Source organism: Streptomyces sp. NPDC001450 (genome assembly GCF_053597295.1).
In genome coordinates this window covers 85,432-105,886 of sequence record NZ_JBSFHY010000039.1, presented here as the reverse complement: position 1 = coordinate 105,886, position 20,455 = coordinate 85,432, and the positions used below count along the sequence as shown (strand labels likewise).

Genomic DNA, 20,455 nt, shown 5'->3' with positions numbered 1-20,455 from the left:
CGCGCCGCACTCTACCGTACCACACTGCCCGACCCCGGCACCGACGACGAAGCGGGCGGGACGGCTCCGGCCGGTCCCGGGTGGCGCCGGACGCGTCCGGCGCCACCCGGTGTCCGGTCAGGTAGTACGCGTACCAGGCCCTTACCGTGCGCAGATAGGCCTCCGAGTGGTTGTAGCCGAGGATCGCCCGGTCCAGGTCGGCGGGGTCCGAGAGATCCCGGCCGCCGGCGCACAGATAGTGGCCGGCGGCGAGCGCCGCGTCGTAGACGTTGTCCGGGTCCGCGTGCCCGTCCCCGTTGCCGTCCGCGCCCCAGCGGGCCCAGGTCGACGGGATGAACTGCAGCGGGCCGACCGCGCGGTCGTACACCGCGTCCCCGTCGTAGGCCCCGGCGTCGGTGTCCGGGACGACGGCGAAGGCACCGCCGGTCAGCCGGGGCCCGAGGATCGGCGTCACGGTCGTGCCGTCCGAGGCCACCCGGCCGCCCCGCGCCTGCCCGGACTCCACCTGACCGATCGCGGCCAGCAGCTGCCAGCGCAGCCGGCAGCCGGGCGCGGTGCGGGCCAGCTCCGCCTCGGCGCGCCGGTACGCGGCGAACACGGTCGAGGGCAGGGCGCCGCCCGGCCCTCCCTGGGCCGAGGCTGCCTCACGGGGCCGCAGCGGGGGCAGATCGGTGCGGTAGGGGGTGTCACCGGACACGCTGGGGCCGTGCTCGGCGGGTGCCGGCTTCCGCGCGGGCTCCGCGGCCTGCGCCGACACCGCCCCCGGCGCCTGGGACGCGGTGAGAGCGGCCATCGCCGCCGCCGCGACCGCCGTACCCCTGGCGCCTCTGAACACGCCCGACCCGAATGTGCGCACTTCGTGGTCCCCTCCCTGTGTGGCTTCCGTCCCCTGCTCTACGCGGACGGGCGGCCCGTCCGTCGCGGGAAGCCGCGGCAGGTCGCAGGAAGCCGGACCTTCTGGGGAGCCCGGGTCGGCACGCATGTCCGTTAAGGTCTCCCCAAGCGGCCGGGGCGGTCCGACCCCCGTGGCCGCGGACCTGGCGGAACGCACGGGTCGGAGCAGATGCCATGGGGGCACAGTGCGACTGAAAGTGGAGTTCACGACCGAGCCCTTCGACCTGGACGAGGCACCCGCGCACGCGCTGGCGGCCCGCGAGGTGATCGAGGCGGCGGAGCTTGACGCGGTGGACGTCGGTCCGTTCGGCAACACGGCGGAGGGCGGCGCCGACGCGGTGCTGACCGCTGTGGACGCGCTGCTGCGCAAGACCCTGGAAGCCGGTGCCACCCGGATCTCGCTGCAGGTCAACGTGATCGGAGCGGGCGAATGACCGGCAACGGGGACGAGCCCTTCATCACGGCCGTGAAGCCGCTGGTCGACGCCATGGGCGGGGAGATGCTCCCGCCCGACGAGGCCGGCCCCGAGGACGTCGTCCTCGCCTGGCAGGGCGTCGACGTCGTCGCCGTACGCCTGCCCCAGCTCGCCGACTCCCTCGACCACATCCTCGCCGCCATGGAGCGCAAGCAGGGCAGGCCTTTGGCCGACCTGGACCGCAAGTCCAAGCAGGAGGTCGTGCGGATACTTGAGGCGCGGGGCGCCTTCGCCGTGCGGCACGGCGTGGAGACCGTGGCGAGTGCGCTGGGCGTCAGCCGCTTCACGGTTTACAACTACCTCAACCGGGAGAAGGGCGCCTGACGACCCCCAGGTGCCTCTCGGGCTTGTTACGCGGAATTTTCAACAAAGTGTTGACGTCGTGTTTCGGAGGGCGTTAGCTGTTCGCAGCCCGATCAGCACGAAGGCCGTTTCCGGCCACGGAGGCTCCCGTGACTACGTCTTCCACGCCCCCGGGCCTGGCCCGGTTCAACGTCCTGGAGGAGCACGCGGCCCTCGCCGCCCTCCACGAGGCGTGCGCCTCCACCGAGTGGGGCCGGCGGCTGCTCGCCGCCCGCCCGTACGCCACCGCCGACGACCTCTGCGCCGCCAGTGACGCCGCCATGACCGAGCTGAGCACCGCCGACCTGGAAGAGGCGATGGCCGGCCACCCGCCGATCGGCCGCCCCAAGCCCGGCGACCCGGCCTCCGCGCGGGAGCAACGCGGCATGGCCGGAGCGTCCGAGGAGCTCAAGACGGAGATGCTCGAACTGAACCTGGCCTACCAGGAGAAGTTCGGCCATGTCTTCCTGATCTGCGCCACCGGTCGTACCGGCGAGCAGATGCGGGACGCGGTCAAGGAGCGGATCGGCAACTCGCCGGAGCAGGAGCGGGAGATCGTCCGCACCGAGCTGGGCAAGATCAACCGCATCCGACTGGCCCGACTCGTCGAAGAGGACGCCTGAGACCATGAGCACCAGCACCACCGCCTCCGTGTCCACGCACATCCTGGACACCTCCGTCGGCCGCCCCGCCGAGGGCGTCGCCGTCCAGCTCGCCGCCCGCGCCGGGCAGCGCGCCCATTACGGGCACGGCGGGGACTGGCAGGCGCTCGGCGGCTCCGTGACCGACGCCGACGGCCGGTGCAAGGACCTTCCGGACCTGCCGGAAGGCACGACACACGTACGGCTCGACTTCGCGGTCGAGGCGTATTTCGAGAAGAAGCAAGCCGATGCGCAGCAGGACGCCCCCGCGAATCGGGACAGCGGTGCCGTGTTCTTCCCCGAGGTGGCGATCACTTTCGCCGTGAACCCCGGGGAGCACTACCACGTACCGCTGCTGCTCAACCCGTTCGGCTACTCCGTTTACCGAGGGAGCTAGCTAAATGACTGTCAATTCCCGCCCTGCCCGCCCTGTGATCCTGGGACAGAACCAGTACGGCAAGGCCGAGAACCGAGTCGTGAAGATCACGCGGGACGGCGCCACCCACCACATCAAGGACCTCAACGTCTCCGTGGCGCTGAGCGGCGACATGGACGAGGTCCACTACTCCGGCTCCAACGCCAACGTCCTGCCGACCGACACCACCAAGAACACGGTGTACGCGTTCGCCAAGGAGCACGGCATAGAGTCCGCCGAGCAGTTCGGCATCCACCTCGCCCGGCACTTCGTCACCTCGCAGGAGCCGATCAAGATCGCGCGGATCCGCATCGAGGAGTACGCCTGGGAGCGGATCGAGACCTCCGACGCCAACTCCAAGTTCATCGGCGCGGACGAGGTCAAGCACTCCTTCGTCCGCAAGGGCCAGGAGACCCGCGTCACCCAGATCACCTACGACGGTGAGAAGTGGGAGGTCATCTCCGGCCTGAAGGACCTGGTCGTGATGAACTCGACCAACTCCGAGTTCTGGGGCTACGTCAAGGACAAGTACACGACCCTGCAGGAGGCGTACGACCGCATCCTGGCCACCCAGGTCTCCGGCCGCTGGCGGTTCAACTGGACCGACGACGAGCAGAAGATGCCCAACTGGGACAAGTCCTACGAGCAGGTCAGGAAGCACATGCTCCAGGCCTTCGCCGAGACGTACTCCCTGTCCCTGCAGCAGACGCTGTACCAGATGGGCGCGCGCATCATCAACAACCGCAGCGAGATCGACGAGGTCCGCTTCTCCCTGCCGAACAAGCACCACTTCCTCGTCGACCTCGAGCCCTTCGGGCTCAAGAACGACAACGAGGTCTACTTCGCCGCCGACCGGCCCTACGGCCTGATCGAGGCCACCATCCTCCGGGACGGCTGCGAGCCGAAGATCCCGGTGGATCTCACCAACCTCTGATCTCCGCACTTTCGGCACCCGTGGCCGGGGTGACGCACCTGCTCAGGTCCCCGGCCACGGCACTCAAACTCCCTAGGGTCCTGCCGTGCCCTCCCACTTCAGTCCACTGAGCGAAAAGGACGAATCATGGCAGCAGCCCAGCGCATCGTCATCGAGAACTGTTCGATCGCGACCGTCGACGCCACCGACACCGAGTACGCCTCCGGGTACGTGGTCATCGCCGGCAACCGCATCGAGGCGGTCGGCGCGGGCAAGGCCCCCGAGGGCCTGGAGAACGTCGTACGCCGTATCGATGCCACCGGGCATCTCGTGACCCCCGGCCTGATCAACACCCACCACCACTTCTACCAGTGGATCACCCGGGGCCTGGCCACGGATCACAACCTCTTCAACTGGCTGGTCGCGCTCTACCCCACCTGGGCGCGCATCGACGAGCCGATGGCGTACGCGGCGGCCCAGGGCTCGCTCGCGATGATGGCCCGCGGCGGCGTCACCACCGCCATGGACCACCACTACGTCTACCCGCAGGGCTCCGGCGACCTGTCCGGCGCGATCATCCGCGCCGCACGCGAGATGGGCGTCCGCTTCACCCTGGCCCGCGGCTCCATGGACCGCAGCGAGAAGGACGGCGGCCTGCCCCCGGACTTCGCCGTCGAGACCCTCGAGGGCGCCCTCACCGCGACCGAGGCGACCGTCAAGGAGCACCACGACGCCTCCTTCGACGCGATGACCCAGGTGGCCGTGGCCCCCTGCTCGCCGTTCTCCGTCTCCACCGAACTCCTGCGTGAAGGTGCCGAGCTGGCCCGCCGCCTCGGCGTGCGCCTGCACACCCACGGCTCGGAGACGGTCGAGGAGGAGAAGTTCTGCCACGAGCTGTTCGGCATGGGCCCGACCGACTACTTCGAGTCCACCGGCTGGCTCGGCGAGGACGTGTGGATGGCGCACTGCGTCCACATGAACGACTCCGACATCGCCGCCTTCGCCCGGACCAGGACCGGTGTGGCACACTGCCCGTCCTCCAACGCCCGCCTCGGAGCCGGCATCGCCCGGGTCCCCGACATGCTGAAGGCGGGCGTCCCGGTAGGCCTCGGCGTCGACGGCACCGCCTCCAACGAGTCCGGTGAACTCCACACCGAACTGCGCAACGCCCTGCTGATCAACCGCCTCGGCAGCCACCGCGAGGCCGCGCTCAACGCCCGCCAGGCGCTGCGCCTCGGCACCTACGGCGGCGCCGAGGTGCTCGGCCGCGCGGCCGAGACCGGCTCGCTGGAGGCCGGCAAGCTGGCCGACCTGGTGCTGTGGAAGCTGGACACCCTCGCCCACGCCTCCATCGCCGACCCGGTGACCGCGCTGGTCTTCGGAGCGGCGGCCCCGGTCACCGCCTCCTTCGTGAACGGACGTCAGATCGTCGCGGACGGCCGCCTGCTGACCGCCGACGAGGACGCCATCGCCCGCTCCACGCGGGACGAGGCCCAGCGCCTGGCGCGGATCGCCGCCCAGAGCTGAGCCACCGCCGGACTCCGGCCGGGAGGGACGGCTCCCGGTCGGCAGCCGTGGACCCGAGCGGGGTCCATGGCGGCCGTCTCCGGGGCGCGCGTGTTCACGCGCGCCCCGGAACGGTCACCGTCCCCAGGCCCCCGAAGGGCCTCCGGTCCCGCACGACCGCGCACCACCTCCCTGAAACCCACGTCAGAGCCGACGTGTCTAACCGACCGGAGGAGCCGCCGTGTCCGCTCAGATCGTTGACCCCGTCGACGAGACCCACCCAGTCGACGAGAAACTTCCCGCACTCAAGATGGCGACGAGCGGCCTGCAGCACGTGGCCGCCATGTACGCCGGAGTCGTCGCCCCGCCCCTGATCGTCGGCGCGGCCGTAGGCCTGACCGGCACCGAACTCACCTTCCTCACCGGCGCCTGCCTGTTCACCGCGGGCCTCGCCACCTTCCTGCAGACCCTCGGCATATGGAAGATCGGCGCCCGGCTGCCCTTCGTCAACGGCGTCACCTTCGCCGGGGTGGCCCCCATGACGGCGATCGTCGCCTCCGCGCACGACAAGTCAGACGCGCTGCCGGTCATCTTCGGCGCCGTGATCGTCGCAGGCCTCCTCGGCTTTCTGGCGGCCCCCTTCTTCAGCAAGGCGGTCCGCTTCTTCCCGCCGGTCGTCACCGGTACGGTCATCACCCTGATCGGCGTCTCCCTCCTGCCGGTCGCCTTCAACTGGGCCCAGGGCCCCAACCCCGCCGCGCACGACTACGGTTCGGCCACCAACCTCACCCTGGCCGGCATCACCCTCCTGATCGTCCTGTCCCTGCGCCGCTTCACCCGCGGCTTCGTGAAGCAGATCGCGGTCCTGCTGGGCCTGATCGCCGGCACGCTGGTGGCGATACCTTTCGGGGTCACGGACTTCGGCCCGGTGGCGGACGCGGACGTGATCGGCTTCCCGACCCCGTTCCACTTCGGCGCACCGCAGTTCCAGGTCGCCGCGATCCTGTCGATGTGCGTGGTGATGGTGGTCTCGATGACCGAGTCCACGGCCGACATGCTCGCGCTCGGCGAGATCGTCGAACGCCCGGCGGACGAGCGGACCATCGCGGCGGGCCTGCGCGCCGACACCCTCGGCTCAGCCCTCAGCCCCCTCTTCAACGGCTTCATGTGCAGCGCCTTCGCGCAGAACATCGGGCTGGTCGCCATGACCCGCATCCGCAGCCGCTTCGTCGTCGCCGTCGGCGGCGGCTTCCTGGTCCTGATGGGCCTGTGCCCCATGGCCGCCTCGCTGATCGCGGTCGTCCCGCGTCCCGTCCTCGGCGGAGCCGGCGTCGTCCTCTTCGGCTCGGTGGCGGCCAGCGGCATCCAGACCCTGGTCCGGGCCGGCCTGGAGAAGGACAACAACGTCCTGATCGTCGCGGTGTCCCTGGCCGTGGGACTGATCCCCATCACCGCACCGAACTTCTACCACGCCTTCCCGGAGACGGCGAGGATCGTCCTCGACTCGGGCATCTCGACGGGCTGCGTGGCGGCGGTCCTGCTGAACCTGGTCTTCAACCACCTGGGCAAGGGCCGTGAGGCGGAGGACGTGACCCACCCGATGGAATCCGGGGAGGAACTCGCCCCGGCGCACTGACCCGGCACACTGATGGCACGGGGTACGGCGGATGCCGTACCCCCCGCCGCCGTTTGGGGCAGGCTTGGCCGCATGAACGAGTCCGGCCGTGTCGAGGCCTTCAGCGACGGTGTGTTCGCCATCGCCATCACCCTGCTCATCCTGGAGATCAAGGTCCCCGAGGTCGGCGAACACGGCGGCCTCTGGCACGCGTTGGGCGCCCAATGGCCTTCCTACGCCGCCTACGTGGTCAGCTTCCTGGTCATCGGCATCATGTGGATCAATCACCACCAGGTGTTCAGCTACGTCGCCCGCGTCGACCGCACGCTGATGTTCCTCAACCTGCTGGTGCTGATGGTGGTCGCCGCGGTCCCGTGGCCGACGGCGATGCTCGCGGAGTACCTGCGCGAGGACAAGGCCTCACACGTGGCCGCCGCCGTCTACAGCCTGGTGATGGTGGCGATGGCCCTCACCTTCCAGGCCCTGTGGTGGCACCTCACCCGCACCGGCCACCTCTTCGACTCCCGCGTGGACGTCCCCGCGGCCAGAGCCACGCGCGCCCGCTTCGCCCTGGGCTCCCTGGCCTACCCGATAACGGTGGGCCTGGCCTTCGTCTCGGCCCCCCTCACCCTCGCCGCCCACGGCCTGATCGCCCTCTACTACGGCTTCAACCAGGTCCCGGTGCCTACGCGGCAGGACCCGGCCACGCCATGAGGCTGGCGAGCAGTTCGGCCTGTTCGACGCCGTCGTCGAGGGCGTGGTGCGTGTGCCGGCGGCGGGACAGCAGATGCCTCGGCATCGTGCCCTTGGCCACCGCCCGCAACGGCAGCCCCGCCTTGGTCGCGTACAGCGTCTTCATGTCCAGGCAGCCCGAGTGGCCGAAGGGGCTCTCGCCGGTGAAGCGGATCAGGTACCAGTACAGGAACGTCCAGTCGTACGACGCCGGATACCCGCACATCACCGGCTGCGCGCCCGCGCTCACCTCGCGGACCCAGGCGCTGAACTCGGCGAGGACCACGCCCGGTTCCGCGGCCTCGGTCTGCAGTCGTGCCCGGTCCAGGCCGCTGACCGCCAGTGCTTCGGGGACGAACTCGTCGGAGATGGGCCGGAGTTCGCGGTAGAAGGTCTGCTGCTCGGGGTCGGCCGCGCGGAAGCCGTCGGCGTCCTGGGTGCCGGCGACGGCCGCGCCCAGGCTGAGCATCGAGTACGGCCCCGGGATCGGGCCGTCGGCCTCGATGTCGACGGAGATGTAGCGGCTGGGCTTGACGCGTCGTGCGGGCATGGGAACGGAGCATGGCAGGTGGGTGCCGTGTTGTGCATCCGGATTCAGGCGCGGGGCCCGCGCGGCACGGCTTCACGCGCATGGTGATGGTCTCGAGGTGGCTGCGGTGGCCATGTAACTAGCCTCTCTCTTGGATTTCGGCGGTTGGACATCCAGTCGAGCATCCAGGAACTAACCTGTAAAGAATTCTTTGAAGGTTAGGTTGCGCGGCGCTTCAGGTCGACGCCGGGCTCGAAGCCGCCTCACCACTCGTGATCGCGGAATCGCGGCGGCACCGACACAGAACTAGGCTCGGTCCGAGCGCACACATCACGGCGCCATGAGGGACTGCCCCGGCCGGCCACCCCCGCAGGAGGTCCGCAATGGCGACGCTGCTGTCCGTCAACGTGGGGACGCCCAAGGACGTGTCCTGGCAGGGAAGGACCGTCCACACCGGAGCCTGGAAGGCCCCCGTCCAGGGCTCTCGTATGGTCCGGCGGCTGAACGTCGAGGGAGACGGCCAGGGAGATCTGGCCGGGCACGGCGGCGAGATCCGCGCCGTCCTCGTCTACCAGCTGCAGTCCTACCAGTACTGGCAGAGGCAGCTCGGTCGCGACGACCTGACCTTCGGGATCTTCGGGGAGAACTTCACCGTCGACGGCCTGCCCGACGACGAAGTGTGCATCGGCGACCGGTACCGCATCGGCGAAGCCGAGTTCGAAGTCACCCAGCCGCGTGTCACCTGCTACCGCGTCGGCATGCGCCTGGGCGAACCCACCATGGCCGCCCTGCTGGTCGCCCACCACCGCCCCGGCTTCTACCTGCGCGTGATCACCGAGGGACACGTCCAAGCCGGCGACGAGATCACCCTCACCCGCAGGGGCCCGGAAGAACTCAGTGTCGCCGACACCGACGCGCTGCTCTATCTGCCCGACCGTGACCCGGCAAAGCTGCGCAGAGCACTCAACATCCCCGCCCTCAGCCCCGGATGGCAGCAGTCCTTCCGCGAACTCGCCGCCACCCAGCAGCCCGAGCAGGAACCGGGATGGCCGGGCTTCAAGACCATGCGCGTCGCCCGCATCGTCCCCGAGACCCCCACCATCTCCTCGATCTACCTCGACACCACCGACGGCACACCCCTACCCGAGGCCCGTCCGGGCCAGTACCTCTCCATCCGCCTCGCAGTCGGCGATGCCGCCCCCGCGGTGCGCAGTTACTCCCTGTCCTCCGCACCCACGGCCGATACCTACCGCATCAGTGTCAAGCACGAGCCCCACGGGCAGGTCAGCGGCTACATCCACGGCACGCTCCGGCCCGGCGAGCTGGTGGACATCGCCAGCCCACGCGGGACGTTCGTACTCGAAGAAGGCACCCGCCCGGTCGTCCTCGTCTCCGCAGGGATCGGCGCCACTCCGGTACTCGCCATGCTCCATCAGCTCGCCGCCACCCGGGACCCACGCTCTGTCTGGTGGATCCACACCGCCCACGACCGCGCTCACCACGCCTTCGCGGGCGAGAGCCACGGACTCCTGGCGCAGCTACCCGACGGCCACGAGCACATCTACTACACCGCCGAAGCCCCACTTCCGGGCGAGGCCCACATCGCCCAGGGCCGCCCGAGTGCCCTCTCGCTGGCGGCGCTGGGCATCCCCGCCGACGCGGACGCCTACCTCTGCGGACCGGCCGCCTTCATGGACGACCTCGGCGGCTTCCTGCGCGAGCACGGTCTGCGCCCCGAGCAGATCCATACGGAACAGTTCAGCGCCCTCCCCGCCGTCAACCCCGGCATGACGCCCACGGCCGCCGTCCGACCGCACCAACCACCCGGCCCCCCGGGCACCGGTCCGCTCGTCACCTTCGCCCGCAGTGGGATCACCACCCCCTGGTCGCCGGCCCGTGCCGCGCTCCTCGATCTCGCCGAAGCCTGCGACATCCCCACCCGCTGGTCCTGCCGCACCGGTGTCTGCCACACCTGTATCACCCACCTCGTGGCAGGCGAGGTCGCCTACACCACCCCGCCCCTCGAACTCCCCGAACCCGGCACCGTCCTGGTCTGCTGCAGCGAACCGACTTCCGAAGTCGTCCTCGACCTCTGACCGACCGGCAACGGCACGGCCGGCCGGTGTCCGGCCCGGCATCCGGATTCAGCCGTGCAGCCCCGCCTGGCACGGGGACGTCGCGGGCAGCCGACCCGCGAAGTACGAGCGGGGTGGGACGCCCATCAGGGCGCGGAAGTCGGACGTCATGTGGGACTGGTCGTAGTAGCCGGTGGTGGCGGCCAGTTCGGACCAGGGGGCGGTCGTGGCGCGGTCGATGACCGTGCGGACGCGGTTGATGCGGGCGTAGTGCTTGGGGGAGACGCCGACACCATCGGTGAAGAGGTTGCGCAACTGGCGTTCGCTCACGGCCAGTTCGCGGGCCACGTCGCGGACCTGTGCGGGTGCCCGGTCCGTTCCGGCCGACAGCGCGTCGACCCCTGCCCGCAGGAGGGCCGTTCGGGCGGGGTCCGTTGCGGCGGACAGCAGCTCGGGCAGCGCCTCGGCGAGGTGCGGCACCGCCTCCCGCGGATCCAGCCACCGCACCTCGCGCGCGAGCCGGCGTGCCGCCCGGCCCGGCAGCCTGTCCAGCGGTACGACCCGGCCGGCCAGCTCGGCCGCCGGGACACCCAGCAGCGGACGGGCCGTGCCGGGTGCGAGGCGCAGCTCCACACACGAGACATGGGCCTTGCCCTCGTAGTACCCGGCGCGCACTCGGGGTCCGACGGCCAGGACGTCGCGGTGGCCGTCCGGACCCACACGGAGCACCACTTTGGTGACCGCGTCGGGAAGGTGGACGAAGGCCTCGGCGGGCGGGTCGGCGACGGACACGGTCCGCACCCCCGTGATCCAGGGGCGCAGGGCCTCGGGCGTGGTCAGGGCCTGCTCGGCGGTGGCGTTCGGCACCCCTCCACCGTACGGGCGCCGCACCGCCCTGCGGGCGGGCCAACCGTGCCGGAATTTCCAAGAGACGGGCAGCCCGTTCACCCCACCGTGGACCACATGATTCTGGTGACGGGTGCCACGGGCACCATCGGAAGTGACGTGGTACGGCAGCTCGCGGCGCGCGGCGAGAAGGTGCGTGCCCTGACCCGCGACCCGGCGAAGGCCCGGGTGCCCGCCGGGGTGGAGGTGGTGCGCGGGGACTCCCTCGACCCCGGCTCCCTGGACGGCGCGATGGCGGGGGTGACGGCCGCGTTCCTCCTCCGTCCCCCGGGGCCGGAGGAGGGACACGATCTGGCGCTGGTCGCGGCCGCGCGGGCGGCGGGCGTACGCAGGCTGGTGAAGCTCTCCGCCATCGGAACCGGCGATCCCGAGGTCGGCCCGGCAGGTCTGTGGCACGTGGCGGGAGAGCGGGCGGTGCGGGAGAGCGGAACCGAGTGGACGGTCCTGCGGCCCTCGTCGTTCGCCTCCAACACGCTCAGCTGGGTCCAGGCGATCGGGCGGGGCGACCCGGTGCCGAACATGACCGGCGACGGGAAGTCGGGTGTGATCGACCCGCGGGACGTGGCCGAGGGGGCGGTGCGGGCGCTGGTCGACCACCGGCACGCGGGGCGGACCTACACGCTGACCGGGCCCGAGGCGATCAGCGTTGCCGGCCAGGCAGCCGTGCTCGCCTCCGTGCTCGGCCGCCCGGTCACCACCCGGGACCTCTCGCCGGAGGAGACACGCGAACATCTGCTGACCGCCTGGGGTTTCGGCGAGGCGCAGGCGGACGGCGTCCTGACCGGCACCGCCTTCGTCCGCGGCGGGGGCAACGCGGTCGTCACCGGGGATGTGCCGCAGATGCTGGGCAGGCCGGCCAGGACGTACCGGGAGTGGGTGGAGGACCACAGCGGGGCGTTCAGCGGGGAGTGACGGGGGAGTCGGCGCTCGGGCGCAGCACCGCGGCCGCCAGCGCCAGCGCCGCCACCGCGAATCCCGTCGCCACGCGGAACGCCAGCCGGTATCCCTCCGCCGTGGCCGGGATCAGGTCCGCGCCCTGGTCGAGCAGGGAGTCGGTGCGGCTCGCGGCCAGCGTGGTCAGGGCCGCCAGGCCCAGCGAACCCCCCACCACCTGCGTGGTGTTGAACAGCCCGGACGCCAGTCCCGCGTCCTCCTCCCGGGCCCCGGACATCGCCAGCCCGGTCAGCGCGGGCATCGCCGCCGCGAACCCGGCGGACAGCAACAGCAGAGGCGGCAGTACGTCGACGGGGTACGAACCGTCGGCGGGGGCGCGGCCGAGCAGGGCCGTCCCGGTGGTGATCAGCACCAGCCCGGTCAGCAGCACCCGGTAGCCGCCGAAGCGGGCCACGGTCCGTGCCGACAGGCCCAGCATCAGCAGACCGATGGCGATCGGGGCCGGAAGGAAGGCGGTCCCGGTCGCCAACTCGCCGTAGCCGAGCACGCGTTGCAGATACAGCGCCCCGATGAACTGGAAGCCGTACATGGTGCCGATCATCAGCACCTGGACCACGTTCGCGCCGGTCAGCAGCCGGGAGCGGAACAGGCGCAGGCGCAGGAGGGGGCGGGTCGCCCGGGCCTGGCGGAGGGTGAACGCCGTGAACAGGGCGAGTGCCAGGACCGTCAGGAGCAGGGTGACGGTCAGGGAGCGGGTTCCGGCGCCGACGATGACGTACACCGTGAGCATCAGCGCACCCGTGACCAGAGCGGCCCCCGGATAGTCGGCGCCCCTGCCGAGTCCGGCACCGCGCTCGGGGGTGAGGACGCGCACCGCCGCCAGCCAGGCGGCCGCGCCGATCGGCAGGTTGATCAGGAAGATCCAGTGCCAGTTCAGCGTCTGGGTGAGGGCGCCGCCGAGGAAGGTGCCGAGCGCCCCGCCCGCCGCCCCGACCGCGCTGAACACCGCGATGGCACGTGCCTGTTCCCGCGGCTCGGGGAAGAGGGCGACGAGCATGCCGAGGACCACGGCCGAGGCCATCGCCCCGCCGACGCCCTGCAGCGCCCGGGCCGCGATCAGCACGCCCTGCCCGGTCGCCGTCCCGCACAGCACCGAGGCCGCGGTGAACACGGCGAGCCCCGAGGTGAACATCCGCTTGCGGCCGACCAGGTCACCCATTCGGCCCACCAGCAGGAGAAGCCCACCGAAGGCGATCAGGTACGCGTTGACGACCCAGGCGAGGCCCGGACCGCTGAAACCCAGGTCGTTCTGGATGGCGGGCATCGCCACGGTGACGATGTTGCCGTCCAGGACCGTCATCAGCGTGCCCGCGCACAGGACTGCGAGGGACGTCCAGCGGGAGTACGTTCGTGAAGGTGCCACCGTTGCCGGTGACGGGCTGTTCTCGATCGCGGCTGACATGGCTCCCCGTTCTTCATGCGCACCTTGGTGCACGACTTGTAACGGGGTACATCGTGGGTGACCATGAAGGCGGGCGTAAGGAGGCAGTCCGATGTCCCAGAGGAACACTGGTGTTACCGTCCAGGCAGTGAACGCGCAGGCGTGTCCCGTCCGCGAAGTTCTTGACAGGGTGGCCGGCAAGTGGAGCGTGCAGATCCTCGTCGCAGCCGCCCAGGGGCCCATCCGTTTCACGGAGTTGGAGCGCGGTATCGAGGGCATCAGCCGCCGCATGCTCACGCTGACCCTGCGCAACCTGGAGCGGGACGGCCTGGTGACCCGTACCGTGCATCCGACGGTGCCGCCGAAGGTGGAGTACGAACTCACCCCAGTCGCACTTGAGTTGCACGAGACGCTGCAGCGGCTGACCGCCTGGGCCGAGCACAACAGGGTGTACATCGCCGAGGCGCGGGCGGCCTACGACGCCGAGCACCAGCCGGAGTTGCTCGACGCGTAGGCCCTGGGCGGCTAGAGGCCGAAGAGACTGAGGTCCGCGGCCAGCTCCTTGAACACCTCGTCGGGGTCGGCGATCAGCCTGCGCTCCTTAAGGTTCAGCAGGCCGCCCACCGCGACGATCTCGGCCGCCACCGTGCCGTCGGTCTTGCGTATCTCCTGCCGGATCCGGAAGGTCTTGCCGCCGCTCCACTCGAACTCGCAGGTCACGTCGACCTCGTCACCGGCGAGCAGCTCGCGTTTGTAGCGGATCGTCGTCTCCAGCGCCACCGGGCCGACACCCCGGCCGACAAGCCCCGCCTGGGTGATCCCGGCGGCCTGGAGCAGCGACCAGCGGGCGTGCTCCGCGTAGTTGATGTACACCGCCTGGTTGAGGTGCCCCTGCACGTCGGTCTCGTAGCCGCGGACGGTCACACGGACGGAAAACGGTTCGGTCACTGCTTGCCCTTCTCGCGTTCGAATCTCCGGTCGACCGATCTTGGCACGCCGCTCACGCCCGGCGCGGTGAGGCCAGCAGATAGCGCACCCGGGTGCGCGGCTCGGTGTACTCGCCGGCCTGCCAGCCCGCCCGCTCCAGCGTGACGGCACACGCCCGCAGCAACTCCTCGTCCGGCGCGTACACGGCGACCGCTTCCGGCTGCGGGGTCGCGCGCACCCGGTAGCCCTCCCCGTCCGGCCCCGCCGGCCGGTGCCCGGCCGCCTCCAGGGCGAGCGCGGCGGCCCGCACCAGATGCGTCCGCTCCCAGCCGCAGGGGCGGTCCGTCGCACCGCCCGGGTTGGTCATCCGGCGCAGCTCCAGCAGCCCCTGCCAGGCGCTGTGCACCTCCCGCAGCCGTGCCGCACCGGACGCGGGCACCTCCTCCTCACCGCCGACGCGCGCCGCGAAGACACCCGCGGACGGTGCGGGCTCTTCCGGGGCGGCCTCGGGCACCGCCTCGCGTATGCGGTGGCCCGCGGGGGTGAGGAAGTGATCGTGCGGCGGGCGCGGATGCCGGAAGGCGAGCCCCCGCTTGACCAGCGCGGCCAGCTGCGCCTCCGTCCCGCGCAGCCGCCCGGTGACCGCGTCGGCACCCTCGATCACCCGCCGCTGCGCAGCGGTCGGCGGTCGCGTCACGGCGTCCTCCCTCCGCCCCGTCAGCGTCCTGGAACCGCCAGGTGAACGGCCCATTCGAAGCGTACGACCGGGGTCTGACAACGGGGTCTGGCACCGGGCTGGGGTCGTCGAGGTCCGTGGGGCTGGGGCGGTGTGCGTGGCTGGGGCCGGCGATGGGCCGGCGCCGGGTGGGTCGGTGTGTGCGGATGGGCCGGGGCTGTCGGAGTCTGCTGGGCGGATCGGTGCGTACGGCCGGGAGTGACGACGGCCGGAGCCCAGGCGCGTCACTTTGGGGTGGGGCACGACCGGGAGCGACGACGGGCGGGGCCGGCCTCGGCCCTCCGGGTGGATCAGTCGTGCGGCCGCACGTTCCACCCCGCCACCACCGGACGCCCGTGCTCCGTGCCGAGGCGGCACAGTGAGCCCGTGGCCAGTTGGAAGAGGGCCCCGTGCTGGGGGCGCAGGCCGAGGCGGCGGGCGGTGAGGACGCGTAGGAAATGGCCGTGGGCGACCAGGACGACGGCCCCGTCGGTGTCGGCGAGCGCGGCGTCCACCTTGACCAGCATCCGGTCGGCGCGCTCCCCGACCTGCTCCGGACTCTCCCCGGGATGCTCGGGCGGGCCCGGCGCGACGCCGTCCGTGAACAGGGACCAGTGGGGCCGGGTGCGCTGGATCTCGACGGTGGTGGTGCCCTCGTACCCGCCGTAGTCCCATTCGTGCAGGTCGGCGTCGACCCGGGCGTCGTGGATCCCGAGCAGTGCGGCGGTCTCCCGGGCCCGCCGCAGGGGGCTGACGAAGGTGACGCCGATGCGCTGCGAGCGGATCAGCGGCACCAGCTCGCGCGCCTCCTCCCGCCCGTGCTCGGTGAGGGGTACGTCGGTCCAGCCGGTGTGCCGTCCGGATCGCGACCACTCGGTCTCACCGTGCCGGACGAGAAAGAGGTCACCCACGTCAGCGCCCTTCCCGCTCGCTTGCCAGCACCGTGTCACACGGTCATGGCGCCCCGCAGGACGGACTGGGCCAGACGGGCCGCCGCGCTCTGCTCCCCGCCTACGCGCGATGCGGCGGAGCCATGGACAGGGTCTCGCCGCAGGCGTCGATCACGGTGGTCTTCCGGTGCCGGTCCAGGACCGGGACGACGGCGCGGTCGGAGTCGTGCGGGGCCCAGACCACCGCCTCGCTCTGCCGCACGCACCAGTCGCCGGCACCCTTCGTACCGCGGGGTGTGTAGTGCAGGTCGACGGTGACCGTCGCCTTCGCGGTGAGCGGGAAGGAGGCGGGGTGCCCGGGTCCTGTGCCGTCGATGCTCTCGGCCTTCCCGTTGTGGATCTCGATGCCCGGGTAGCCGTTGAAAACACAGGTGTCCGGGCCCTTGTTGACGGCGGTCAGCCGCGCGTCGGCCCGGCTGCCGCCCTGCTCCTTGCCGAGCAGGACCAGCGTCCACTTCAGGGACGCGGTCCGGCAGTTGCCCGGTTTCGTGTTGTCGTGCGCTTCGGTGGTGGTGCCGCAGGCCGTCAGGGCCAGTCCGGCCATGAGGACGGCCAGGCCGCCGGTCAGACGAGTCGTGGCTCGCATGGTTCCCCCTGAACCTTGGGAGGGTGAGTGGTCAAGTGCCGGGGTAGACCAGCGTGTTCTCCGTGCCGAGAGCCTTGGCGCCGGTGTCGGCGTACAGGGTCGTCTCGCCGTCGGACCAGCGGACGATCAGGTCGTCACTGGTGCGGTTGGCGGTGTAGTCGCCCGCCGTCATGACCAGGTCGTGCTTCCACAGGGCGTTCGGGCCGCGCAGGCGCGATTCGGTGCCCAGTTTTGCGGGCGAGGTGCCCACATAGGTGTCGAGTTCGCCGTCCGCCCAGCGGACGAGGACGTCCCAGGTGGCCTTGCCGCTGAAGTTTCCGCTGGTGAGCAGAGTGGCGTTCTTCCAGGTGCCGTTCGGCGCCAGCAGGCGCTTCTCGGCGCCGAAGCCGCCGGCGCCGACGGAGGTGTAGAGGGTCAGTTCGCCGTCGGTCCAGCGGACCAGCAGGTCGCCTGCGCGGGTGCCGCGGTGGAACCGCCCGGCCGAGATCTGGGCGGCGTTCTTCCAGACCGAGCCGGGCTTCGCCATCCGGACCTCCCGGCCCAGGCCCGAGGCGCTGACGTCCGGGTATAGGGTGACCTCCCCGTCGGACCAGCGCACCAGCAGGTCGGACAGATCCCCACCGGTGAAGTCCCCGCCGGTGATCGTCCGGGCGTGTGTCCAGGTGGAGTTGGCCGGCCGCAGCCGCTTCTCGGGCCGGAACCCGCCTTTGCCGTCACCGGGATACAGCGTGGTCTCGCCGTCGGACCGGACCACGACCAGGTCACTGCGGTGATCGCCCGTGTAGTCACCGGAGGCGGACAACTTGGCGTGCTGCCACTGGCGCGCTCCGCCCGGAAGTCTGGCCTCGATCCCCTTGTACGGCGGCAGGTCGGACGGCGGGTCCTGCCCCGCGACGGCGTAGGCGAGGAGGTTGGCGGCGTCGGCGCCGAACGCCGGGGCGTAGCTGATGTAGTCGACGTTCGCGTCGTTGCCGCCGCCGTTGTAGCCACCGAGGTTGCCGATGACATGCCCGGTGGTGGCGCCGTCCTTGTAGTCGGTGATCCACGGGCTGCCGGAGACACCGCCGTAGTAGCCGCCGCAGGTCATGGACATCTGCCGGTACCCGGGGAGTTGCTTCGTCGGCACGGTGCACTTGAGGGCGCGTCCGGCGCCGTTGTGCGCGTGCGACGGGTACCCGACCACCGTGACGCCCCGGTGCGTGTAGCCGGACGCCCGGGTGAAGGTCAGCCCGCCGCCCACGGCGTCCTGGAGCTGCTTGCCCTGCTGGTTCGCCGAGACCCGGGCGAACGCGGTGTCCAGGTCGGACCAGGGCTTCTTGGTGGTCGTCGAGCCGTGGTCGGGGACATAGCGCGGGTCGATGAAGATGTGCTGGATGTGGAAGATGCCGTAGGGCTGCCGGTCGGGGCCCGCTCCCTTGACGAACTTCGGGACGAAGATGTAGTCGCTCTTCATGCTCAGCCCGCAGTGGGCCGCGGTGAGCACGATGTTCTTCGAGGCGGTGGCGATCACGCTGCCGGTGCAGTGCCAGGCGGTGCCGCTCGGCCCGTCGGAGCCGAAGAACGTTCCCACGAGACGGGTCCCGCCGAACGGGGTGCCCGTGGGCCGGGCTGCCGCCGCCGCACCCGGCCTGCCGGACACGGACGGCGCCGACCGGACCTCGTCCAGCGGCCGGGCGCCCGCCATGCGCCGCGCGGTCCAGAACCGGGCGGCTTCCTGGGCTTCCTTTCCTGCTTCCGCCTTCACGGGCGGGGTCGGAGACGGCGAGGGTGATGCGGCCCGTGCGGCCGGAGCCGCGAGTGCGAGTATCGCCGCGGACAGGACGGTGACGACCGTCCTGCCTCTTCGGTATGACAACAAGTACGTTCCCCCTGGTTCACGAAAGCCGGACCAGGGGGACGAGTGGTCGCCGGTGCGACGCTGGTCAGGCGCACGCACGCGGACGGCTTCGCCGCGAACTCCGGTGGATCCCCCCGGTCGTGCCGCCGCCGGATGACGACGGGAACCAGGTGATCTTCCCATACATCAGTGCGAAGCCCTCCGTTGGTGCAAAGCCCCCCCCGTCGGCGCAAAGCCCTCTGTCAGCGCAAAGCCCCCTGTCGGTGATCACATACGGTGTTCACCGACAGGAGGCAGCGGCCCGGGATCGCTGCCGCTCACCGTCTCTGTTCCGCATACTCCTTGAACTGCTCCAGATCGCTGCGCACGAGCCGTTCGATCGCGGTCGCCTGAGCGAAGCCCCTCGGCCCGCCGAACGTGGCCCGGACGGTGTCGGGGTCGTACTCCAGCCGGGCCTGGACCCGGGTGTGGCCCTGGTCGATCGGCTGCAGGGAGAAGGAACCTCTCAGCTCCGGGGCGCCCGTGGTGCGCCACTCCATCACGCGTTCCCCCTCACGGTCGGAGAGCTCGGCGTCGAGCTCCCGGGTCCCGCCGCCCGCCTCGACGTTCAGATGAGTGCGGCCTCCTCCCTCCGTATGGGCGCCGCGCACGCCGGCCACGAATCGGGCGTAGTCCTCCACCTGGTGGAGGCTGTCCCAGGCCCTGTCGATCGTCACCCCGACATCGACGTGTTCTTCCAGGGTGCTCATGGCTCACCTCCAGGGTCGGATCATGCCCCCGTCCTTCTGCTTCCAGTGTGCGCCCGCCCGGGACCGCACATCGTCACTGTCGGTAGCCGCCGAGGAACCGTCCGATGCGCCCGATCGCCGCCTCCAGGTCGTCCGCGTGGGGGAGGGTCAGGATGCGGAAGTGATCGGGGCTCGGCCAGTTGAAGCCGGTGCCCTGGACCACCTGGATCTTCTCCCGCAGCAGCAGGTCCAGGACGAACCTCTCGTCGTCGTGGATCTTGTGGACCTTCGGATCCAGGCGCGGGAAGGCGTACAGCGCACCCTTCGGCTTCACGCAGGACACGCCCGGGATCTCGTTGAGCTTCTCCCAGGCCACGTTCCGCTGCTCGTACAACCGGCCGCCCGGAGCGGCGAGTTCGTGGATGGACTGGCGGCCGCCGAGTGCGGCCTGGATGGCGTACTGGGCGGGCGCGTTGGCGCACAGGCGCATGGAGGCCAGCATGGTCAGGCCCTCCAGGTAGTCCTTCGCGTGCTGCCTGGGGCCCGTCACCACCAGCCAGCCGGAGCGGAAGCCCGCCACCCGGTAGGTCTTCGACAGGCCGCAGAAGGTGAGGACGACCAGGTCGGGGGCGAGGGTCGCGGCCGAGTGGTGGACGGCGTCGTCGTAGAGGATCTGGTCGTAGATCTCGTCGGCGAAGACCATCAGGCCGTGCCGGCGGGCCAGGTCGAGGATGCCCTCCACGACCTCCTTCGGGTACACCGCTCCCGTCGGGTTGTTCGGGTTGATGATGACCACGGCCTTGGTGCGGTCGGTGATCTTCGACGCAATGTCGGCCAGGTCCGGGTTCCAGTCGGCCTGCTCGTCGCACAGGTAGTGGACCGCCTTGCCGCCGGCCAGGGTCGTCACCGCCGTCCAGAGCGGGAAGTCCGGGGCGGGGATGAGGATCTCGTCGCCGTCCTCGACCAGCGCCTGTACGGCCATGGACACCAGCTCCGAGACGCCGTTGCCGAGGAAGACGTCGTCGACGCCGACCTCCAGGCCCAGTGTCTGGTAGCGCTGGGCGACCGCCCGGCGGGCGGAGAGGATGCCACGTGAGTCCGTGTAGCCGTGCGCCTGCGGCAGCATCCGGATCATGTCCTGGAGGATCTCCTCCGGCGCCTCGAACCCGAACAGCGCGGGGTTGCCGGTGTTCAGGCGCAGCACGCTGTGGCCCGCCTCCTCCAGTGCGTTGGCGTGCTCTATCACCGGGCCGCGGATCTCGTAACAGACCTCGCTGAGCTTGTTCGACTGCCGGAACTCCATGTGCCCCTCCGGAAACTCGTGTTGCTTGGTT

22 protein-coding genes are annotated in these 20,455 nt (G+C 70.8%); 11 read left to right on the top strand and 11 right to left on the bottom strand.

The features are described from left to right. Positions 1-793 (bottom strand): lytic transglycosylase domain-containing protein (locus ACWC5O_RS34420; protein WP_450781143.1); only part of this gene is annotated, 793 nt, incomplete at its 3' end. A gap of 286 nt (positions 794-1,079) precedes the next feature. Between ACWC5O_RS34420 and ACWC5O_RS34415 the strand changes: the two genes are divergently transcribed. The 8 genes from ACWC5O_RS34415 (at position 1,080) to ACWC5O_RS34380 (ending at position 7,515) form a co-directional block, all read left to right on the top strand. Next, positions 1,080-1,328, top strand: a complete 249-nt coding sequence (locus ACWC5O_RS34415) for a hypothetical protein (RefSeq protein ID WP_450591963.1) — start codon at positions 1,080-1,082, stop codon at positions 1,326-1,328. Beyond that, a complete protein-coding gene (locus tag ACWC5O_RS34410) occupies positions 1,325-1,693 on the top strand; it encodes a helix-turn-helix domain-containing protein (RefSeq protein WP_450591961.1) in 369 nt (122 codons plus the stop codon). Before ACWC5O_RS34415 ends, ACWC5O_RS34410 begins: the two co-directional genes overlap by 4 nt. Positions 1,694-1,821: 128 nt before the next feature. Then, positions 1,822-2,334: a 2-oxo-4-hydroxy-4-carboxy-5-ureidoimidazoline decarboxylase gene (uraD, locus tag ACWC5O_RS34405; RefSeq protein ID WP_450591960.1), complete on the top strand. Its 513-nt coding sequence runs from the start codon at positions 1,822-1,824 to the stop codon at positions 2,332-2,334. Positions 2,335-2,338: 4 nt separating this feature from the next. Further along, positions 2,339-2,749, top strand: a complete 411-nt coding sequence (gene uraH / locus ACWC5O_RS34400) for a hydroxyisourate hydrolase (protein ID WP_450591959.1) — start codon at positions 2,339-2,341, stop codon at positions 2,747-2,749. 4 nt (positions 2,750-2,753) lie between these two features. Next, complete coding sequence (gene pucL, locus ACWC5O_RS34395) at positions 2,754-3,701, top strand: factor-independent urate hydroxylase (protein WP_450591958.1); 948 nt, start codon at positions 2,754-2,756, stop codon at positions 3,699-3,701. A gap of 126 nt (positions 3,702-3,827) precedes the next feature. After that, positions 3,828-5,207: an 8-oxoguanine deaminase gene (locus tag ACWC5O_RS34390; RefSeq protein ID WP_450591956.1), complete on the top strand. Its 1,380-nt coding sequence runs from the start codon at positions 3,828-3,830 to the stop codon at positions 5,205-5,207. Between the two features lie 220 nt (positions 5,208-5,427). Next, complete coding sequence (locus ACWC5O_RS34385) at positions 5,428-6,822, top strand: nucleobase:cation symporter-2 family protein (RefSeq protein ID WP_450591955.1); 1,395 nt, start codon at positions 5,428-5,430, stop codon at positions 6,820-6,822. Positions 6,823-6,894: 72 nt separating this feature from the next. Further along, positions 6,895-7,515 carry a TMEM175 family protein gene (locus ACWC5O_RS34380; RefSeq protein ID WP_450591954.1) on the top strand — a complete coding sequence of 207 codons (621 nt, stop codon included), beginning with the start codon at positions 6,895-6,897 and terminating at the stop codon, positions 7,513-7,515. Here the strand turns inward: ACWC5O_RS34380 and ACWC5O_RS34375 are convergent. Continuing rightward, complete coding sequence (locus tag ACWC5O_RS34375; protein WP_450591953.1) at positions 7,487-8,083, bottom strand: 3'-5' exonuclease; 597 nt, start codon at positions 8,081-8,083, stop codon at positions 7,487-7,489. The two genes, ACWC5O_RS34380 and ACWC5O_RS34375, sit on opposite strands and share 29 nt — an antisense overlap. A 362-nt stretch (positions 8,084-8,445) precedes the next feature. Here ACWC5O_RS34375 and ACWC5O_RS34370 point away from each other — a divergent pair, with 362 nt between their 5' ends. Further along, positions 8,446-10,158 (top strand): MOSC domain-containing protein, encoded by a 1,713-nt coding sequence (locus ACWC5O_RS34370; protein WP_450591951.1) that lies wholly within the window; start codon positions 8,446-8,448, stop codon positions 10,156-10,158. Between the two features lie 48 nt (positions 10,159-10,206). Here the strand turns inward: ACWC5O_RS34370 and ACWC5O_RS34365 are convergent, their stop codons facing one another. Next, positions 10,207-11,004 carry a helix-turn-helix domain-containing protein gene (locus ACWC5O_RS34365; protein WP_450591950.1) on the bottom strand — a complete coding sequence of 266 codons (798 nt, stop codon included), beginning with the start codon at positions 11,002-11,004 and terminating at the stop codon, positions 10,207-10,209. Positions 11,005-11,100: 96 nt separating this feature from the next. Between ACWC5O_RS34365 and ACWC5O_RS34360 the strand changes: the two genes are divergently transcribed. After that, a complete protein-coding gene (locus ACWC5O_RS34360) occupies positions 11,101-11,955 on the top strand; it encodes an NAD(P)H-binding protein (RefSeq protein ID WP_450591949.1) in 855 nt (284 codons plus the stop codon). On the opposite strand, the gene ACWC5O_RS34355 is transcribed toward ACWC5O_RS34360, so the two are convergent. Beyond that, positions 11,942-13,399, bottom strand: a complete 1,458-nt coding sequence (locus ACWC5O_RS34355) for an MFS transporter (RefSeq protein WP_450591948.1) — start codon at positions 13,397-13,399, stop codon at positions 11,942-11,944. The two genes, ACWC5O_RS34360 and ACWC5O_RS34355, sit on opposite strands and share 14 nt — an antisense overlap. A gap of 91 nt (positions 13,400-13,490) precedes the next feature. On the opposite strand from ACWC5O_RS34355, the gene ACWC5O_RS34350 reads away from it, so the two are divergent. Further along, the gene (locus ACWC5O_RS34350; protein ID WP_450591947.1) at positions 13,491-13,892 is read left to right on the top strand and encodes a winged helix-turn-helix transcriptional regulator; all 402 of its coding nucleotides are present in this window, start codon (positions 13,491-13,493) and stop codon (positions 13,890-13,892) included. A gap of 11 nt (positions 13,893-13,903) precedes the next feature. On the opposite strand, the gene ACWC5O_RS34345 is transcribed toward ACWC5O_RS34350, so the two are convergent. The 7 genes from ACWC5O_RS34345 to ACWC5O_RS34315 form a co-directional block, all read right to left on the bottom strand. Next, the gene (locus ACWC5O_RS34345) at positions 13,904-14,326 is read right to left on the bottom strand and encodes an acyl-CoA thioesterase (protein ID WP_450591945.1); all 423 of its coding nucleotides are present in this window, start codon (positions 14,324-14,326) and stop codon (positions 13,904-13,906) included. A gap of 52 nt (positions 14,327-14,378) precedes the next feature. After that, entirely contained in the window at positions 14,379-15,002 is a 624-nt protein-coding gene (locus tag ACWC5O_RS34340) for a hypothetical protein (protein WP_450591944.1), read from the bottom strand. 329 nt (positions 15,003-15,331) lie between these two features. Next, positions 15,332-15,931 (bottom strand): histidine phosphatase family protein, encoded by a 600-nt coding sequence (locus tag ACWC5O_RS34335; RefSeq protein WP_450591943.1) that lies wholly within the window; start codon positions 15,929-15,931, stop codon positions 15,332-15,334. Between the two features lie 100 nt (positions 15,932-16,031). Further along, positions 16,032-16,556 carry a DUF4232 domain-containing protein gene (locus ACWC5O_RS34330; RefSeq protein WP_450591941.1) on the bottom strand — a complete coding sequence of 175 codons (525 nt, stop codon included), beginning with the start codon at positions 16,554-16,556 and terminating at the stop codon, positions 16,032-16,034. Between the two features lie 31 nt (positions 16,557-16,587). After that, positions 16,588-18,300: a trypsin-like serine peptidase gene (locus tag ACWC5O_RS34325; protein WP_450591940.1), complete on the bottom strand. Its 1,713-nt coding sequence runs from the start codon at positions 18,298-18,300 to the stop codon at positions 16,588-16,590. A 410-nt stretch (positions 18,301-18,710) separates the two neighbouring features. After that, a complete protein-coding gene (locus ACWC5O_RS34320) occupies positions 18,711-19,142 on the bottom strand; it encodes an SRPBCC family protein (protein ID WP_450591939.1) in 432 nt (143 codons plus the stop codon). Between the two features lie 73 nt (positions 19,143-19,215). After that, the gene (locus ACWC5O_RS34315; protein ID WP_450591937.1) at positions 19,216-20,424 is read right to left on the bottom strand and encodes a pyridoxal phosphate-dependent aminotransferase; all 1,209 of its coding nucleotides are present in this window, start codon (positions 20,422-20,424) and stop codon (positions 19,216-19,218) included. Positions 20,425-20,455 lie beyond the last annotated feature (31 nt).

Excerpts from the sequence above, each read along its gene's own strand:
- ACWC5O_RS34410 (WP_450591961.1), top strand. The coding sequence starts at position 1,325 with ATGACCGGCAACGGGGACGAGCCCTTCATCACGGCCGTGAAGCCGCTG.
- uraH (WP_450591959.1), top strand. The coding sequence starts at position 2,339 with ATGAGCACCAGCACCACCGCCTCCGTGTCCACGCACATCCTGGACACC.
- pucL (WP_450591958.1), top strand. The coding sequence starts at position 2,754 with ATGACTGTCAATTCCCGCCCTGCCCGCCCTGTGATCCTGGGACAGAAC.
- ACWC5O_RS34390 (WP_450591956.1), top strand. The coding sequence starts at position 3,828 with ATGGCAGCAGCCCAGCGCATCGTCATCGAGAACTGTTCGATCGCGACC.
- ACWC5O_RS34380 (WP_450591954.1), top strand. The coding sequence starts at position 6,895 with ATGAACGAGTCCGGCCGTGTCGAGGCCTTCAGCGACGGTGTGTTCGCC.
- ACWC5O_RS34375 (WP_450591953.1), bottom strand. The coding sequence starts at position 8,083 with ATGCCCGCACGACGCGTCAAGCCCAGCCGCTACATCTCCGTCGACATC.
- ACWC5O_RS34370 (WP_450591951.1), top strand. The coding sequence starts at position 8,446 with ATGGCGACGCTGCTGTCCGTCAACGTGGGGACGCCCAAGGACGTGTCC.
- ACWC5O_RS34360 (WP_450591949.1), top strand. The coding sequence starts at position 11,101 with ATGATTCTGGTGACGGGTGCCACGGGCACCATCGGAAGTGACGTGGTA.
- ACWC5O_RS34355 (WP_450591948.1), bottom strand. The coding sequence starts at position 13,399 with ATGTCAGCCGCGATCGAGAACAGCCCGTCACCGGCAACGGTGGCACCT.
- ACWC5O_RS34350 (WP_450591947.1), top strand. The coding sequence starts at position 13,491 with ATGTCCCAGAGGAACACTGGTGTTACCGTCCAGGCAGTGAACGCGCAG.
- ACWC5O_RS34330 (WP_450591941.1), bottom strand. The coding sequence starts at position 16,556 with ATGCGAGCCACGACTCGTCTGACCGGCGGCCTGGCCGTCCTCATGGCC.
- ACWC5O_RS34320 (WP_450591939.1), bottom strand. The coding sequence starts at position 19,142 with ATGAGCACCCTGGAAGAACACGTCGATGTCGGGGTGACGATCGACAGG.
- ACWC5O_RS34315 (WP_450591937.1), bottom strand. The coding sequence starts at position 20,424 with ATGGAGTTCCGGCAGTCGAACAAGCTCAGCGAGGTCTGTTACGAGATC.